13 protein-coding genes and 1 pseudogene are annotated in these 16,649 nt (G+C 72.3%); 5 read left to right on the top strand and 9 right to left on the bottom strand.

What is annotated here, in order from left to right:
- The 3 genes from ACWGJM_RS32745 to ACWGJM_RS32755 all read left to right on the top strand — a co-directional run bounded on the left by ACWGJM_RS32745 (window position 1) and on the right by ACWGJM_RS32755 (window position 2,943).
- The gene (locus ACWGJM_RS32745) at window positions 1-957 is read left to right on the top strand and encodes a fumarylacetoacetate hydrolase family protein (RefSeq protein ID WP_453415361.1); all 957 of its coding nucleotides are present in this window, start codon (window positions 1-3) and stop codon (window positions 955-957) included.
- 143 nt (window positions 958-1,100) lie between these two features.
- Window positions 1,101-2,111 (top strand): LysR family transcriptional regulator, encoded by a 1,011-nt coding sequence (locus ACWGJM_RS32750; protein WP_453415362.1) that lies wholly within the window; start codon window positions 1,101-1,103, stop codon window positions 2,109-2,111.
- 55 nt (window positions 2,112-2,166) lie between these two features.
- Window positions 2,167-2,943: an SDR family NAD(P)-dependent oxidoreductase gene (locus tag ACWGJM_RS32755; RefSeq protein WP_453415363.1), complete on the top strand. Its 777-nt coding sequence runs from the start codon at window positions 2,167-2,169 to the stop codon at window positions 2,941-2,943.
- Here ACWGJM_RS32755 and ACWGJM_RS32760 read toward each other — a convergent pair.
- The 5 genes from ACWGJM_RS32760 to ACWGJM_RS32780 all read right to left on the bottom strand — a co-directional run bounded on the left by ACWGJM_RS32760 (window position 2,933) and on the right by ACWGJM_RS32780 (window position 8,324).
- On the bottom strand, window positions 2,933-3,853 hold the full coding sequence (locus tag ACWGJM_RS32760; RefSeq protein ID WP_453415364.1) for a hypothetical protein: 921 nt from the start codon (window positions 3,851-3,853) through the stop codon (window positions 2,933-2,935). The two genes, ACWGJM_RS32755 and ACWGJM_RS32760, sit on opposite strands and share 11 nt — an antisense overlap.
- A 401-nt stretch (window positions 3,854-4,254) precedes the next feature.
- Window positions 4,255-5,781 (bottom strand): MFS transporter, encoded by a 1,527-nt coding sequence (locus ACWGJM_RS32765; protein WP_453415365.1) that lies wholly within the window; start codon window positions 5,779-5,781, stop codon window positions 4,255-4,257.
- Entirely contained in the window at window positions 5,778-6,194 is a 417-nt protein-coding gene (locus ACWGJM_RS32770; RefSeq protein WP_453415366.1) for a VOC family protein, read from the bottom strand. Before ACWGJM_RS32770 ends, ACWGJM_RS32765 begins: the two co-directional genes overlap by 4 nt.
- Before the next feature lie 6 nt (window positions 6,195-6,200).
- Complete coding sequence (locus ACWGJM_RS32775) at window positions 6,201-6,971, bottom strand: SDR family NAD(P)-dependent oxidoreductase (RefSeq protein ID WP_453415367.1); 771 nt, start codon at window positions 6,969-6,971, stop codon at window positions 6,201-6,203.
- Between the two features lie 138 nt (window positions 6,972-7,109).
- The gene (locus ACWGJM_RS32780; protein WP_453415410.1) at window positions 7,110-8,324 is read right to left on the bottom strand and encodes a cytochrome P450 family protein; all 1,215 of its coding nucleotides are present in this window, start codon (window positions 8,322-8,324) and stop codon (window positions 7,110-7,112) included.
- Window positions 8,325-8,865: 541 nt separating this feature from the next.
- Between ACWGJM_RS32780 and rho the strand changes: the two genes are divergently transcribed.
- Both rho and ACWGJM_RS32790 read left to right on the top strand, forming a co-directional pair.
- Window positions 8,866-10,056 carry a transcription termination factor Rho gene (rho, locus tag ACWGJM_RS32785; protein WP_453415368.1) on the top strand — a complete coding sequence of 397 codons (1,191 nt, stop codon included), beginning with the start codon at window positions 8,866-8,868 and terminating at the stop codon, window positions 10,054-10,056.
- An 88-nt stretch (window positions 10,057-10,144) separates the two neighbouring features.
- A pseudogene (locus tag ACWGJM_RS32790) lies at window positions 10,145-11,008 on the top strand (D-alanyl-D-alanine carboxypeptidase family protein); the annotation flags it as partial.
- A gap of 11 nt (window positions 11,009-11,019) precedes the next feature.
- On the opposite strand, the gene ACWGJM_RS32795 reads toward ACWGJM_RS32790, so the two are convergent.
- The 4 genes from ACWGJM_RS32795 to aspA form a co-directional block, all read right to left on the bottom strand.
- On the bottom strand, window positions 11,020-12,405 hold the full coding sequence (locus ACWGJM_RS32795) for a glycosyltransferase 87 family protein (RefSeq protein WP_453415369.1): 1,386 nt from the start codon (window positions 12,403-12,405) through the stop codon (window positions 11,020-11,022).
- Window positions 12,402-13,796: a polyprenol phosphomannose-dependent alpha 1,6 mannosyltransferase MptB gene (gene mptB, locus ACWGJM_RS32800; RefSeq protein ID WP_453415370.1), complete on the bottom strand. Its 1,395-nt coding sequence runs from the start codon at window positions 13,794-13,796 to the stop codon at window positions 12,402-12,404. The genes ACWGJM_RS32795 and mptB overlap by 4 nt, the downstream gene beginning before the upstream one ends.
- Window positions 13,797-13,921: 125 nt before the next feature.
- Window positions 13,922-14,851: a glutaminase gene (locus ACWGJM_RS32805; RefSeq protein WP_453415371.1), complete on the bottom strand. Its 930-nt coding sequence runs from the start codon at window positions 14,849-14,851 to the stop codon at window positions 13,922-13,924.
- 59 nt (window positions 14,852-14,910) lie between these two features.
- Window positions 14,911-16,323 (bottom strand): aspartate ammonia-lyase, encoded by a 1,413-nt coding sequence (aspA, locus tag ACWGJM_RS32810; RefSeq protein ID WP_453415372.1) that lies wholly within the window; start codon window positions 16,321-16,323, stop codon window positions 14,911-14,913.
- Window positions 16,324-16,649 lie beyond the last annotated feature (326 nt).

Genomic DNA, 16,649 nt, shown 5'->3' on the forward strand with positions numbered 1-16,649 from the left:
ATGCGTTTCGCGACATACGAGCACCAGGGCGAGGAGCGCGCCGGGGTGGTGCGGGGCGGGGTGATCCATCCACTGCCGGAAGGGGTCACCCTGCTGACGCTGATCGAGCGGCAGGAGCTGCACGCCGCCGGCGCGGAAGCGCTCAGCGCCGCCGGTGATCTAGCGGTCGGCCGGGTGCGGCTGCTGCCCCCGCTGAAGCCGCCGTCCATCCGGGACTTCGTCGGGTTCGAGGCGCACATCGAGGGCGTCTCCAAGTCGCTGGACGGGCTGGAGCACGTGCCCGAGGAGTGGCACCGGGCGCCCAACTTCTACTTCACCAACCCGCACGCGGCCTACGGCGCCCACGACGACGTGCCCGTGCCCGCGGGCTGCTCGGTGCTGGACTTCGAGCTGGAGGTGGGCGCGGTGATCGGCGAAGAGGGCCGCGACCTGACCCCCGAGCAGGCCCGCGACCACATCGTCGGCTACCTCGTCTTCAACGACTGGTCGGCGCGCGACCTCCAGAAACCCGAGAAGAACCTGGGACTGGGCTTCTCCAAGGGCAAGGACTTCGCCAACACGCTCGGGCCGTTCCTGGTCACCGCCGACGAGGTGGAGGACCGGCGGGACGCGGACGGTTTCCTGGACCTGGAGATGACGGTCACCCTCAACGGCGAGCTGATCGGCCGGGACACCCTCGCCAACGTCTCCTGGACCTTCGAGGAGATGGTGGCCTACGCGGCCCGGGACGCCTGGGTGCGCCCCGGGGACGTCCTCGGCTCGGGCACCTGCGGCTGGGGTTCGCTGGCGGAGTTCTGGGGCCGGCTCGGCGAGCGCACCCCGCCTCCGCTGGTGCCCGGCGACGAGGTGACGCTGACGGTGGAGCGGCTGGGCAGCGTCTCCAACCGGGTGGTCGCGGGACGCACGGACGCCTATCTTCCGCGGGCCCGCAAGCGGGGCCGGACACCGCGCCCCTGAGCGGGCCCGGGCCGGCCGTATCCGCTGGTCCGATGCCTGCTATCGGTTTCCTGTGACTTGGCCGCCGCGGTCTTCCTCGGCGGAAACCCGCTCGTTACGCTCCGGTTCCACGAGCTTCAAGGACGCGGCCGGAAGGAGACAGCATGGGTCTCGGAGCGATCGACCTGAATCTCCTGGTGGCGCTGGAAGCCCTCCTGGAGGAGAAGAACGTCACCCACGCCGGTGTCCGCCTGTCCACCAGCCAGTCCGCGATGAGCGGCTCCCTGGCCCGGCTGCGGCGGCACTTCAACGACGAGCTGCTGGTGCGCGTGGGCCGCGAGTACGAGCTGACACCGCTGGCGGAGCGGCTGCTGCCGGTCGTACAGGCCTCCCTGTACAAGGCGGCGGAGGCACTGTCGCTCACCAGGCACTTCGACCCGGCGCTCAGCCGGCAGCGGTTCTCGGTGGTGATGTCCGACTACGTGATGACGGTGCTGGTGGAGCCGCTGCTGCGGGTGATCGCGGCCGAGGCGCCGGGGGTCCGTATCGACTTCCACCCCATCGTGCACGGGCAGCTGGAGACCGAGACGCATCTGCGCTGCCACGACCTGATGATCGTTCCGCTGGGCTACCAGCTGCCCGGCGTCAGCGAGGCCGTGACGCACGACCGGTTCGTCTGCCTGGTCGACCCGGACAACCCGCGTCTGCTGGACGGCCGGCTCACCCTGCGCGACCTCGCGGAGATGCCGCACGCCGCCTGCGGCATCGGCAAGCTCACGCCCGCCGACCGCCAGCTGGAGACCCTCGGCATCACACCGCGGGTGCAGGTCAGCACGCCCGGGTTCACCGCGCTGCCGTTCGTGGTCAGCGGCACCGATCTGGTCGCCCTGGTCCCGGAGCGGCTCGCCCGGCGCTACGAGGGCTTCGCGCGCTGTGTCGCCGTACCGACGCCGTTCCCGGACGTGCCGCTGGTGGAGGCCATGTACTGGCACCACAACCGGCATTCCGATCCGGCGCACCGCTGGCTGCGGGAGACCCTGCGCAGGGTCGGTGCCTCACTGGCGGAGCCGGCGGGCGGGGAGACCGCCGGACAGGAGACCGCCGGACAGGAGACCGCCGGCGCGGATGGCACCCATGCCGATCGCGCGTTTCCGGAGCTGAGCGCGGCTTCCTAGCGTGGAAGGGAGACATCCGGGGATCCCGGGAAGCCCGCACCCACTGGAGGAAGCCGTGAGCCGCATGCGTCTGGCGGGTCGTACCGTCGTGATCACCGGAGCCGCACAGGGCCAGGGCGCCGCGGAGGCCGCGGCGACGGCCCGTGAGGGGGCGACGGTGATCGCCACGGACGTGTCGGACGAGTCCGGTGAGAAGCTGGCCGCGGCCCTGCGCGGCGACGGCCTGGACGTCCGTTACCGGCACCTCGACGTGACGTCCCCGGACGACTGGGCGGCCCTCGCCGAGTCCCTGGGCGTCGTGCACGGACTGGTCAACAACGCGGGCATCCCGATGCGGGCCCGGCTCGGGCAGGTCGAACTCGCCGACTGGAACCGGGCGTTCGCGGTGAACACGACCGGCCCGCTGCTCGGCGTCCAGGCGCTGGCCCCGCTGATGCCGGCCGGCTCCTCGATCGTGAACGTCGGCTCGGTGGCCGCCCTGACCGCCCACCACGCGGTGGCCTACACCGCCAGCAAGTGGGCGCTGCGCGGCCTGTCGAAGGTGGCCGCGCTGGAACTGGCCCCGCGCGGCATCCGCACGAACCTCGTGCACCCCGGCTACATCGAGACACCGCTGATGGAGTCCGCGAACCCGGTGTTCGTCCGCGCCCACCTCGGCCTGACCCCGCAGGGCCGCCCCGGCACCGTCGACGAGGTCGCACCCCTGGTCGTCTACCTGCTCTCCGACGAGGCGTCGTACGTCAACGGCGCCGAGATCACCGTCGACGGCGGCTACACGGCGCACGGCGGGGTGAAGGCGATCACGAACGCGCTGGACGGCGTCAGCCCTTGAGGTTCTCCAAGGTGGCCTTCGTGTCCGACTTCAGCCAGTCGGTCACCTCGTCGAGCTTCGGCGGGTCCTTGTCCGTGTCGTACGAGGACAGGTAGGCGCTGTAGCTCATGGTGTACGTCATCCAGCCGTCCCGCACGGCCAGCGTGGCGTAGCGGGAGCCGCTGGAGGAGCCGCTGGTGGTGTCCTCGGTGACGAGGTACGCCTCGTCACCGATGCCGTTCACGTTCTCCACGTCGTAACCGGAGTGGCTGTCGTCGTAGTTCTTCCAGGTGGCCGTGAACTCCGGCCCGGGGTCCGTCTTCTTGTGCAGGTCCATCTGGACGGTCAGGTAGGCGTCCGCGTAGCTCGAACCCGTCTTCTTCAGGCTGAGGCTGCAGTAGCCCTCGTCGAGGGCGTCGGCCTTGAGCGAGTTGTGGGTCGGGGAGCTGTCGTTGTCGGGGTACTCGTCCTTGAAGGAGGAGTAGTCGCCTCCCGAGCAGAGGTTCGAGGGTGCGGAGTAGCCGCGCAGGTCCGCGCTGTCCTTGCCGCCGATCAGGAAGACGCCGGCCGCCCAGGCCGCCGAGGCCACCACCGCGCCGACCACGGCCCACAGGACCGCCCGTCCGGCACCGCCGTTGCCGCCGCCGGGCGGCGGGACGGGCACCGGGCCGTAGGGACCCTGCTGCGCGTACGGGTTGTCCTGCTGCGGCTGGCCGGGCTGGGCCTGCGCCGGCTGGCCGACCAGGGTCGGGTAGGCGTAGAAGCCCTGCTGGGCCTGGCCCGGGACCGCCGGGGACGCCGGGGGCGGGAAACCGGCCGGCCCGCCGGGCGGCGGCGACTGTGGGTTCGGGTAGGGGTACGCGGTCGGCTGAGCGGGCGCGTCCGACGGTTGGTCGGGCGGCTGCTGCTGCGGCGTGGGCGGCGTGGACATGACGTGAAGATAATGCATGTGGGCGGTCAAGTCCCGTCACGTCAGGGATCGTTATGGTCTGGGGACATCTGGTGCGGCTCGGTGACAATCGGGCCCGGGCCGCTCCACCCCACCGACCCATCGGCCGCGCCCGGACCGACACTGCGCGAGCCGCCGTTCCAGGAACCACCTTTCCGCGTCGTTGTCGACAGTTCCAGCGCCTGCGCATACACCTGGGGCGGCCTCCCCGCTGCGGCCCATGCGGCGGTGTCCTCGGCCGTGGCCGCGGTGGTGTGGCAGGCCGCGATGGCCGCCTGGATCTGGCACGGGCCGGGACATCGGCGGACTTTTCCGGCGGACTTTTCCGGGAACACCGACGAGGCCGGGGCGCGGGCCCCGGCCTCGTCGGTGGTACGGCGTGCTCACGCGGACGCGACCTGCACCGCCGGCTCGTCGGCCCCGGCCGTCGCTCGCGCCGCGTTCTTGCGGACCAGCAGCAGCGTGACCAGCGCGCCCGCGAGGGAGGCGCAGCCGCAGATCACCACGCCGATCGCCATGCCGTGGGCGAGGGCGCTCTGCGCGGCGGCGCGGGCGCTGTCGCTGCCGGCGTTGACGACGGCGAGCGGACCGGCCGCCGCCTCCATCCCGGCGTCCGCGCCGCTGAGCTTGCCGGCCAGCGCGGAGGAAGCGGCGCTCATCGCGATGGTGCTGATGACGGCGGGGCCGAGGCCCTGGCCGAACTCGCGCACCAGGCTGGTGGCGCCGCTGGCCATGCCGGTCATCTCGATCGGCACGGCGTTCACGGCGGCCGAGGTGAGCGAGGAGACGACGCAGATGAAGCCGACGCCGAGCAGCAGCACCGGGCCGATGAAGGCGGCCAGGGAGGTCGTGGTGATGGGCAGCGCGGCGATCCAGAACTGGCCGACGGCCATCGGCAGCAGCCCGCCCATGAGCAGCCATCGCGGCTCCACCCGGGTGAGCATCCGGCTCAGCACCGGGGCCAGCAGCAGCGGGATCAGCTGGAGGATCACGAACGGCATGCCCGCCCTGAGCGCGCTCAGGTGCATCACGGCGCCGAGCCGGATGGAGACGCAGTAGGCGGTGCCGATGAAGCCGAACATCCCGGTGAGGGCGACGACCGCGGCGGCGGCGAACGACGGGATCCTCAGCAGGCCGAGGTCGAACATCGGGGAGGCGGACCGCTGTTCGGCGAACACGAACCCGACCAGCGCCACCGCGGCCAGGGACAGCGCGCCCACGATCGCGGGGCTGCTCCAGCCGCGGTCGCCGCCCTCGATGATGCCCCAGAGCAGGGCGGTCAGGCCGACGGCGACGGTGATCTGGCCGGTCCAGTCCAGGGCACGGCCCTCGGGCGCCTTGGAGTCGGTGACCAGGAGCCAGGAGGTGACGCCGACGGCCAGGCCGAGGACGACCGGCGGGACGAACGCGAAGCGGAAGTCGGCGACCGTGGCGAGCACACCGGAGGACAGCGGGCCCGCGGCCGAGGCGATGGAGATGCTCAGCGCCCAGGTGGAGACGGCCTTCGCGCGGTCCTTCTCCTCCGGGGTGGCCGCCGCGATCACGGCGAGGGAGCTGGGGAACAGCGCGGCGGCGCCGATGCCGGCGAGGGCCTGCCCGGCCCAGAGCATGCTGATGTTCTGGGAGGTGGCGTTGAGGAGTTCACCGAGGGCGAGGACGAAGCCGCCGAGCACCAGCAGCCGTTTGCGGCCGAAGAGGTCGCCCACCACACCGAAATTCAGCTCGAGAATCGCGGTGGGGAGAATGAAGGCGGAGGTGACCCAGGCGACCTGGGATCCCGATGCCCCGAAAGCGGCCTGGATTTCCCCGTTGATGGGCGAGGGAACGGTAATGCACAGCTGCGCGGCGGCAACTGCCAGACAGCACGCTATGAGGGTGCCCGTGTCGAGTTTTTTCACAGCGTTGGTCATTCCGTACTCCATCGCTCTATGAGTTCGATGAGGTTTCCCTCGGGGTCGCCGACCCAGGCCATGCGTATGCCGGGTTCGGGGGAAGGCCCGGGTTTCATGACCTCGTGGGCTCCGTGGGCCAGCAGGGCCGCGTGAACGGGGTCGAGCCGGGGGGTGGTGACCGCGAAATGCCCGTATCCCTCGGTGAGGACCGCGGTCACCGGGTCCGGCGCTCTCAGACCGGGGGCGGAGCCGGGGCGGGCGAGGAGTTCCAGCCGCCAGCCGTCGGGGTGTTCGAGGACGACGCCGGTCAGGCCGGGGCCCTCCAGGTGGAACTCGAAGACGGTCGTCAGACCGAACGCCCGCCGGTACCAGGCGGTCTGGGCGGCGAGATCACGTACGTTCACGCCCACGTGGTCGAGTCGTGCGCGCACGGCCGCTCAGCCCGCCATCGCGCTGTCGCCGCCGTCGACCATCAGGTTGGCGCCGTTGACGAAGGCCGCCTCGTCGGAGCAGAGGAAGGCCGCGGCGCGCGCGATGTCCTCGGGTTCGCCGATCCGGCCGACCGGGATCCGCGCCTCCAGCTGCGCCCTGGGCCCTTCGGGATCGTCCAGGAAGGGCGCGGTCGCCGACGTGCGGGTCATTCCGGGAGCGATGGTGTTGACGCGGATGCGGTGCGGGGCGCCGGCCGCGCACAGGTGCTTGCTCATCGCCAGCACCCCGCCCTTGGCGGCGCCGTGCGGCACCATCGGCATGAAGGGGGCGCCGCGCACGGCGGCCACGGAGGCCACGTTGAGGACGGCTCCGCCGCCGCGTGCGATCAGGTACGGCCAGGCCGCCCGGGTGCAGAAATAGGGGATGTCCAGCTCGTTGCGGATCGTGAAGTACCAGTCGTCGGCGGGCATCGTCTCGAACGGCCCGTTGCGCAGTGCGGAGGCGTTGTTGTAGAGGATGTCGATCCCGCCGAAGGACTCGATCCCGGCCTCGATCCACTCCCGTGCGCCGGCTTCGGTGGACAGGTCGACGGGCGCGAGCGATCGCATGACTCCGCCGGCCTTCTCCACGAGTTCGACGGTTTCCGCGGCGTTCTTCTCGTCGATGTCGCAGCCGAATACAAGTGAGCCCTCTGCCGCGAAAACCTGTGCCGCCGCCCGGCCTATTCCGGCTCCCGTCCCACTGATGAAAGCGATTTTTCCGGCCAGTCGGCCCATGATTGCCAAGTCCCTTGTCCCATGCCGCCCGAGTGCGGTGGTGGCAGCGTAGGGAGGGGCTTTGACCGGAACAAGAAATGCGTCAGGGAAGGGCCATCGGGGGTTCGTATGGCTGGTATGCGGTTCGGACGCGGGCTCTCAGGGCGTCAGCCGCACGGGGAGCGCCCGTACGCTGTTGCCCACGAAGCCGGCGTGCCGTGCGAGGGCGGTCTCCGGTTCGGCGAGGTCCAGGCCGGGGAAGCGGGTGAACAGCCGCTCCAGTGCGATGCCGGCCTCCAGGCGGGCCAGCGGGGCGCCCAGGCAGTAGTGGGCGCCGTGGCCGAGGGACAGGTTGCGTACGGCGTCCGGGCGGGCGGGCCGGGTGACGTCGAACCGGTCGGCGTCCGGGCCGTGTGCGGCCGGGTCGCGTCCGGCGGCCGAGTATCCGGCGAGGACGGGTGTGCCCTTGGGGATGACCGTGCCGTCCACGGTGAGGTCCCGCACCGGGTACCGGAACGGGAAGTAGCTGACCGGCGCGTCCCAGCGCAGCGTCTCCTCGACGACGTCGCCCCAGCTCGCCTCGCCCTTCAGCACCAGGTCGAGCTGGTCTCGGTGGCCGCACAGGGCCCGCACGGCGTTGGTGATCAGGTTCAGCGTGGTCTCGTGCCCGGCGATGATCATCAGCACCAGGGTGCCGATCAGCTCCCGCTGGCTGAGCCGGACGCCGGCCTCGTCACGGGCGGCGATCAGGGCCCCGGTGAGGTCGTCGCCGGGCCGCTCGGCCTTGGCGGCGGCGATCGCGCCGAGCACCTCGACGAGTTCGCGGTTGGCGGCGACGGCCTCGCGCGGCCCGATGTCGGTGGCCACGACCTGGTCGCACAGACGGTGCAGCCGGTCTCTGAACTCCTCGTCCACTCCGAGCAGTTCGCTGATGACACCCATCGGAAGCGGCAGCGCGAAGTGCCGCCGCAGATCGGCGACCCCGCCCTCCGCCTCCGCCGCGCGGGCCAGCTCATCGAGCAGAGACTCCGCCAACTCCCCTACGCGGGGTCTGAGTTCCTCGACCCGCCGGGGCGTGAAGGCCCGGCTGACCAGCGACCGCAGCCGACGGTGGTCCTCCCCGTCGGCGGTGGTCATGCCCTCCACGGTCGCGAAGGTCATGAGCGGCCACCCTTCGGCGATCCGCCCCTCGCGGAGCGCGGTGAAGTGCCGGGCGTCCTTGGCCACTTCGGGATGCTGGAGGAACTCCTTCAGTGCCTCGTGCCCGAGCACCACCATGCCCGCGATCTCCCCGGGCAGCACCACCGACGCCACCGCGCCCCGCGCGAGCAGCCGGGAGTTGTCGGCATGCGGGCAGCCACCGGAGGGGTCCATACGGTGCGGCGGTGCGGAGGACGAACTCTCCAACGGGATCTCCTGACGACCGTACGAGGAGTGCGGCTCGCCCGATCGTAGGCTCATCCGGCGCCGTCCGGAGCGGTGTTCCGAGTCAACTCGCGTTCCGTGCTCCGTGGTGGCTGCCGAGCATGGAGCCCACCGCCAACGCGGCCTCCCGCCCGGCCGATGCTCTGAGGATGCCGCTGCCGCGACCGCCCAAGGCTCGCCCGGCGGATCGTGGCGCAGACACGGGGGCATGGGAATAGGCCCGACCGATGCCATGTTGACGGATGCGGGACCGCTGGTACAGTGCGATCAGCATCAAGGTGCGCCCCGTTTCGGGCGCCGGTGCCCGTTCCACTTCGCTCAGCCGATCCGCCCGTCGCTTCGCGACCGGCACACCGGCTTCTCCGCACCACCTCGTGAGCAGGACGTTTCCGCCGCAGGCGCGTCGTGTCCGCGATCACCCGAGGTGCTGCTTCCGCCGCCGGAGGCGTGTTCCCACGCCCTCCCCCTCGCGGCCAGATCCCCCCTTCTCATGCCTTCGTACCAACCGTCCGGAAAGGACCTCACCCCTATGACCAGCACCACACTCGAACACCCTCCCGCACGGCAGCAGCGCCCGGCCGAGCAGCTCGTCACCGGTGTCCTCGACATCGACACGCACGGGAAGGGGCACCTGCGCGCCGAGAGCTGCCTGCCCTCGTCCGCCGACCTCCAGGTCTCCCCCGCGCTGATCCGGCGGCACGGCCTGCGCCGCGGCGACCTCGTCGAGGGCGTCCGCGGAGAGCGGCGCACACTGACCGACGTGGCGCGCGTGGGCGGACGCACGCCCGAGGCGCTCCGTGGACGCCGCCACTTCCGTGACCTGACTCCGCTGCACCCGCGCGAGCGGATCCGCCTCGAACACCCGGCGTCCGGACTCGCCGGACGCGTCGCCGACCTGTTCACCCCCGTCGGCAAGGGCCAGCGCGGGCTCATCGTGGCCCCGCCGAAGACCGGCAAGACCGTGCTGCTCCAGCAGATCGCCGCCGCCGTCGCGGGCAACCACCCCGAATGCCGGCTGATGGTGCTGCTGCTCGACGAGCGCCCCGAGGAGGTCACCGACATGCGGCGCTCGGTCCGCGGCGAGGTGTACGCCTCGACCTTCGACCGGTCGGCCAAGGACCACATCGCGCTCGCGGAACTCGTCGTCGAGCGCGCCAGGCGGCTCGTCGAGGACGGCGAGGACGTCGTCATCCTGCTCGACTCCCTGACCCGTCTGTGCCGGGCCCACAACAACGCGGCCTCCGCCGGCGGCCGCACCCTCACCGGCGGCGTCGACGCGGGCGCCCTCCTCGGCCCCAAGCGGTTCTTCGGCGCGGCACGGCACGCCGAGGAGGGCGGCTCGCTCACCATCCTGGCCACCGCCCTGGTGGACACCGGCTCCCGCGCCGACGGCCTGTTCTTCGAGGAGCTGAAGAGCACCGGCAACATGGAGCTCCGCCTGGACCGGGAACTGGCCTCCCACCGGTTGTTCCCGGCCGTCGACCTCGACGCCTCCGGCACTCGTCGCGAGGAACTCCTGCTCACCCCGGCCGAATTGACCACCGTACGAGGTCTGCGCCGCGCGCTGCGGTCGCGGGACGGTGGCCCGGCGAACCTGGAGACGCTGCTGCGGCGGATGCGCGAGACCCCCGACAACGCGACGTTCCTGAGGCAGGTCCAGCCGACGCTGCCGACGGACTGATCCGCGTGCGGCATCCGGGTGCCTCCCGGTGCCCTCCGGCCCGGGCAACGCGGTCCGCGGCACGTCCGTTCCTACGTTGATTCATATGATGATCGGATTCACTTCCCGGGTGGCTGCCTCGACCTGCGCCCTGTGCGTCGCGGGGGTGCTCGCCCTCGCCCCGGCGTCGGCGGACCCCGCCCCGCCCGGACGGCCGAGGGCAGCGGTCCCGCAACCGTCGCTCCTCTACCGTTCCGGCACACAGGTCCGTCCGCACCCAGGGGTGCCCGAGATCCCGGCCGTCTCCGCGCTGTCGTGGCTGGTGGCGGACGCCGGCAGCGGTGAGGTGCTGGCCTCGTCCGACGCACACCGCAGGCTGCCGCCCGCCAGCACCCTCAAGACGCTGTTCGCCCTGACCGTGCTGCCGACCCTGCCCGGCGGCTTCCGGCACACCGTCGACACGAAGGAGCTGGCGGACGTCGGCGAGGGCAGCAGCCTGGTCGGCGTGGTCGAGGGGCACACGTACCGGGTCGCCGACCTGTGGCGAGGGGTCTTCCTCAGCTCGGGCAACGACGCCGTGCACGTCCTGGCCTCCCTCGCCGGCGGCTGGCAGACCACGGCGGACCGGATGCAGGTCAGGGCCCGCGCCCTGGGCGCCCTGGACACCAGGGTCGTCTCGCCGGACGGCTACGACATGCCCGGCCAGGTGTCGTCGGCGTACGACCTGGCGGTCTTCGGCCGTGCCGGGCTGCGCAACGGCGACTTCGCGCGGTACTGCTCCACCGCCCAGGCCCAATTCCCCGGCGACGACGGCGGGTCGTACGGCATCGAGAACACCAACCGGCTGCTGACCGGCGAGGACGGTGTGAAGCCGTACCCCGGTCTCATCGGCATCAAGAACGGATACACCACCAACGCGGGCAACACGCTCGTCGCCGCCGCGCGCCGGGACGGGCGCACGCTCGTGACGACTGTGATGAACCCTCAGGAGGGCGGCGGCTTGGCCGTGTACGAGGAGGCGCGCGCACTGCTGGACTGGGGCTTCGCCGCGTCCGGTCGCGTCGATCCGGTGGGTTCGCTGGACGCCCTGATCCCGCGCCCGCCCCACCCCGCCGCGTCCGCGCCACCCGTGGCGGCCCCGCCGCCGCCCCCCGCCGACACTGGATCCGACTGGCCGGACGCCGGGGTCATCGCGGGCGCCGCCTGTCTCGGCACGGCGGCCGTGGCACTGGCGCTGCGCGCCAAGGGCAGCCGGAAGGCGGACGGCTGACCGGCCGGCAGGCCGAACAGCAGGCCGAGGGTGATCCACGTGTAGGCATTGCTGCCCAGGAACCCGCCGAGGCCGGACGCGTCGTCGTACCAGAGCCACACCACACTGGTGCACAGCACCGCGTACAGGGCGCCCGCCAGGCGCGGGTGACCGGCGCGGACCAGCACGGCGAAGGACGGCAGCAGCCACACCAGGTGGTGCACCCAGGTGATCGGGCTGACCAGGCAGGCGGTGAGGCCGGTGAGGGCCAAGGCGGCCGGCCAGTCACCGGCCGCGACCGCCCCGCGCGCCCGCCAGGCCCACACGCACAGCACCAGCAGCACGGCCGTCGCCCACACCGGACGGCCCGGTTCGCCGAGCCGGGCCAGCACACCCTGGAGCGACTGGTTCGAGACGTAGTCCAGCCGGCCGACCCTGCCGGTGTCCCACAGCGCCTCGGTCCAGTAGAAGCGGGAGGCTCCGGGATCCGCCCAGGCCGCCAGCGCGGTCGCCCCGGCGGCTACCGCCGTCGCCAGCGCGGCGGCCCGCCACCGGCGGGCGAGCAGCAGCAGACCGATGAAGACGGCCGGGGTGAGCTTGATCGCGGCGGCCACTCCGATGCCGGCGCCCGCCCAGCGGCCCCGACCGGTCGCGAGCAGCCGGCCGTCGGCCAGCACCAGGGCCAGCAGCAGCAGGTTGACCTGGCCGAAGCTGAAGGTGTCGCGCAGCGGCTCGAACAGCGCGAGCAGACAGGCGGCCAGGGCCCAGCCGTACCAGCCGTGTCGGCGCCAGGCGGTCCCGGCCAGGATGCGCAGCACCACCGCCAGCGCCGCCAGGTTCAGCAGCAGGGACGCGGCGATCGCGGCGCGCAGGGGCAGGAGCGCCATCGGCAGCATGGCCAGGGCGGCGAACGGCGGGTAGGTGAAACCGTACGGCGTCCCCGGCACCCGGTAGTCATAGATCCGGCCGCCGTGGTGGACCCAGCCGTCCACGGCCCCGTAGTAGACGCGCAGGTCGAAGAAGTCGCGCAGCAGCGGCACGGTCGCGGTGAAGACGGTCACGGCCGCGCCGAGGGCCAGGACGAGGAGCACCCGCCCCCGGTCGGTGCCCGGCCCCCTCACGCCGCACGCCCCAGGACCGGTGCCCGGGCGGCCTGGTGGGCCTGTGCCAGGACGACGACCGCGAGAGCACCGCCGGAGACGGCGAGCACCAGCTGCCCGGTGTCCGCGGGGCCGCCGCTGGGCAGCACCGCCAGCGCGAGCACGCCCGTGACAGCGGCCACCCGCCGCCGTATCGAGGTGCTGGGCGCGGCGGCCGCGATCAGGAACAGGCCCCACAGTGCGTACCAGGGGCGGATCGCCGGGCCGAAGGCGGCCACCACCGCGAGGCTCAGGCCGAGGGCGTAGACCGGGGCGGGTCGCAGCCGCATCCAGATGAGGAGGACGGCGGCCGCGGTGACCGCGAGGCCGAGCACGTGCCAGGCCGGGACGGCCAGCGGGGCCAGGTCGCTGCCGAGGCGTTCGAGCAGGGCGCCGGTGGCGCGGCCGAGCAGGCTGGTGAGCGCCCAGTTGTGCGGGGAGACCGGCGTGTCCAGCGCGGTGATCCAGCCGTACCCGGTCCCGGCGACGGCGGTCGCGACGGCCGTGGCCGCGCCCGCCGCCAGCGAGGTCGTCAGCACGGCCCGCACCGGTCTGTGCCCCGCGCGCACCTGGACGACGACGATCGCGAGCAGGCCGAGCGCGGCGGGCGCCTTCACCAGGGCCGCGAGCGTCACGAGTACGGCGCCCACGACCGGCCGACGCCCCAGCGCCGCCACCAGGCCGAGGCCGAGCAGGCCGAGCATGATGGCGTCGTTGTGGGCCCCGGCCACCAGATGCAGCAGCACCAGCGGGTTCAGGGCGCCGAGCCACAGGGCGGCGGCCGGGTCGGCGCCGCTGTGCCGGGCCAGGCGAGGCAGCGCGGCGGCCATCAGGGCCACACCCGACAGCGCGAGGAGACGCATCCCGAACAGCCCGGCGGGCAGCTCCCCCCGGGTCAGGCCGGCCAGGGCGGAGGTGATCGCCAGGAAGGCAGGGCCGTACGGGGCACCGGTGTTCCGCCACACCGGGGCGACCTCGTCGGCGAGCGGGCCGCCGAGCCGGGCCGGCCCGTGCGCGTACACGTCCATGTGGGCATCGACCATGGCGCCCTGCGCGAGGTAGCTGTACACGTCCCGGCTGAACAGCGGCGGTGTCAGCAGCAGCGGGGCCGCCCACACGGCGAGGACCAGGAGCAGCGCCCGTGGGGTGGGCGGACGGTCGCCGCGCACCAGGCGTCCCAGCAGCAGCCAGGCCGCGATCAGCAGGACGACGCCGAAGTACACGCCGACCAGGCCGAGGGCGGCGCTGACGGAGGCGGGGCCGAGGAGTTCCCGCACGGGCAGGGCTCCGGCCGTCTCACCGCCCAGCGCGAGGCAGGCGGTGCCGGCCAGCCCCAGTACCTGGCAGCGGCGGAGATCGACGGGAAAAGCCATGGCCAACACTGGGGCAGCGTGTCAACGCCGAATGACCGGAAGGCGACCTGGCCCCCTCCGAAGGGCGGCCTGCGCGTGACCGGAACGTGATCGGACCCGAAAGCCTGTGTACGGACCGTGGAGGATCAGAACACCGACAGTCCGGTCAGGGTCGTGAACCGGTCGAGGGCCGCCACACCCGCCACGGAGTTGCCGCGCTCGTCGAGCCCCGGGCTCCACACGCACAGCGTGCAGCGGCCCGGTACGACCGCGATGATCCCGCCGCCTACCCCGCTCTTGCCGGGCAGGCCGACCCGGTAGGCGAAGTTCCCGGCCGCGTCGTACGTCCCGCAGGTCAGCATCACCGCGTTGACCTGCTTGGCCTGGCTGCGGGTGAGCAGGCGGGTGCCGTCGGCGCGGATGCCGTGCCGGGCCAGGAAGGTGGTGGCCAGGGCGAGGTCGGCGCAGGAGGCGGCGATGGAGCACTGCCGGAAGTACTGCTCGAGGAGGACCGGCACCGGGTTGTCGATGTTGTGGTAGGACGCCATGAAGTGGGCGAGGGCGGCGTTGCGGTCACCGTGCGCGGTCTCGGACGCGGCGACGTCCTTGTCGAAGTCCAGGGCCGCGTTGCCGCTCTCGGCGCGCAGGAAGGCCAGCAGTTCTCCGGACGCGTCGCCGGTACGGGTCTGGAGGCGGTCGGTGACGACGAGGGCGCCCGCGTTGATGAAAGGATTCCGCGGGATGCCGTTCTCGTACTCCAGCTGCACCAGGGAGTTGAACGGGTTGCCGGAGGGTTCGCGGCCCACGTGCTCCCAGAGGGCGTCGCCCTCGCGGGCCAGGTCCAGGGCGAGTGTGAAGACCTTGGTGATGGACTGCGCCGAGAACGGCTGCCGCCAGTCCCCCACCCCGTAGACCGTGCCGTCCAGCTCGGCGACGGCCATGCCGAAGCGGCGGGGGTCGCACGCCGCGAGCGCCGGGATGTAGTCGGCGGGACGCCCGCGGCCGGGCGTCCGCTCGATCTCCTCGGCGATGCGCTCCAGGACCGGCAGGAAGGTGAAGGACGACGTCGTTGTCATGATCACTATTGTGCCTCCGGCCGGTCCCGATGCGTCCGTCGCTCCTGCGCCGACGCAGGTCAGGCGAGGGGTGCCACGCTGCCCGCGAGGATCTCCGGGCGCAGCAGGCCGGCGAGCGTCTCGGCGGGCAACAGGCCCTTCTCCAGGACCAGTTCAGCCACGCCGCGGCCGGTGGCGAGGGCCTCCTTGGCGATGTCGGTGGCGGCCGTGTACCCGATGTGCGGGTTGAGGGCGGTGACCAGACCGATGGAGTTCTCGACGGTGGCGCGCAGGGCCTCGGTGTTGGCGGTGATGCCGTTCACGCAGCGCTCGGCGAGCGTGAGGCAGGCGCTCCGCAGGTGCGTGATGCTCTCCGAGAGGGAGTGCAGGATGATCGGCTCGAAGGCGTTGAGCTGGAGCTGTCCGGCCTCGGCGGCCATGGTGATGGCGACGTCGTTGCCGATCACCTCGAAGGCGACCTGGTTGACGACCTCGGGGATCACCGGGTTGACCTTGCCCGGCATGATGCTCGAACCGGCCTGCACGGGCGGGAGGTTGATCTCGCCGAGGCCCGCGCGCGGCCCCGAGGACAGCAGGCGCAGGTCGTTGCAGCTCTTGGAGAGCTTGACCGCGATGCGCTTGAGCACGCCGGACATCTGGACGAACGCGCCGCAGTCCTGGGTGGCCTCGACCAGGTTGGCGGCGGTGACCAGGGGCAGCCCGGTGATCGCGGCGAGGTGGCGGCGGGCGGACTCGGCGTACCCGGCGGGGGCGTTGAGCCCGGTGCCGATCGCGGTGGCGCCCAGGTTGATCTCGTGGATCAGCTCGACGGCCTCCGCGAGCCGGCTGCGGTCCTCGTCGAGCATGACCGCGAACGCCGAGAACTCCTGGCCCAGCGTCATCGGCACCGCGTCCTGCAACTGCGTGCGCCCCATCTTCAGCACGTCCCGGAACTCGACCGCCTTGCGGGCAAAGGAGTCCTGGAGCACGGCCATCGCCTTGAGCAGCCCGCGCACCGCGAAGACGGTCGCGATCTTGACGGCGGTCGGGTAGACGTCGTTCGTCGACTGGCCGAGGTTGACGTCCTCGTTGGGGTGCAGGTGCGCGTACCGCCCCTTCTCGTACCCCAGCAGCTCCAGCGCCCGGTTGGCCACGACCTCGTTGGCGTTCATGTTGGTGGACGTGCCCGCACCGCCCTGGATGACGTCCACGACGAACTGGTCGTGCAGTTTGCCGTCCCGGATCTCCCGGCAGGCCTCGACGACGGCGGCCGCCTTCCTCGGCTCCAGCAGCCCCAGTTCCTCGTTCGCCAGCGCGGCGGCCTCCTTCACGGCGGCCAGGGCGTCGATCAGGTGCGGGTAGGCGGAGATCGGCGTGCCGGTGATGGGGAAGTTCTCCGTGGCGCGCAGGGTGTGGACACCCCAGTACGCGTCGGCGGGGACGTCACGGTCTCCGAGCAGGTCGTGTTCGGTGCGGGTGGTGGCGGCGGTCATGGGGTGCGGGCCTCTTTCGGAGGTACGGAGGTGATGGTGGGGTGGGTCGGTGCGGGCGGGTTGGGCGGCATGGGTGGCCGCGCGGGCTTCGGCGGGGACCGCGACGGGGGCTGACCACCCGCAAGGGGAAACGGAATCGGGCCGGGCCTCGACGCCTCGGACGCGACGGGCACGGTCGGGCCGGCCTCCGCCGACGGATCCCGTGCTGCGGGCAGGTCAGGCCGACGGTCCCGGCATCCACCGCCGGGGCACGCATCCCCCGGCGCCCGTCCGCCGGACGGCAGCCGCACCCTGGACACCGGCTCGGCATCGAACCCGGACCGGCA

The organism is Streptomyces sp. NPDC054834 (genome assembly GCF_053611185.1).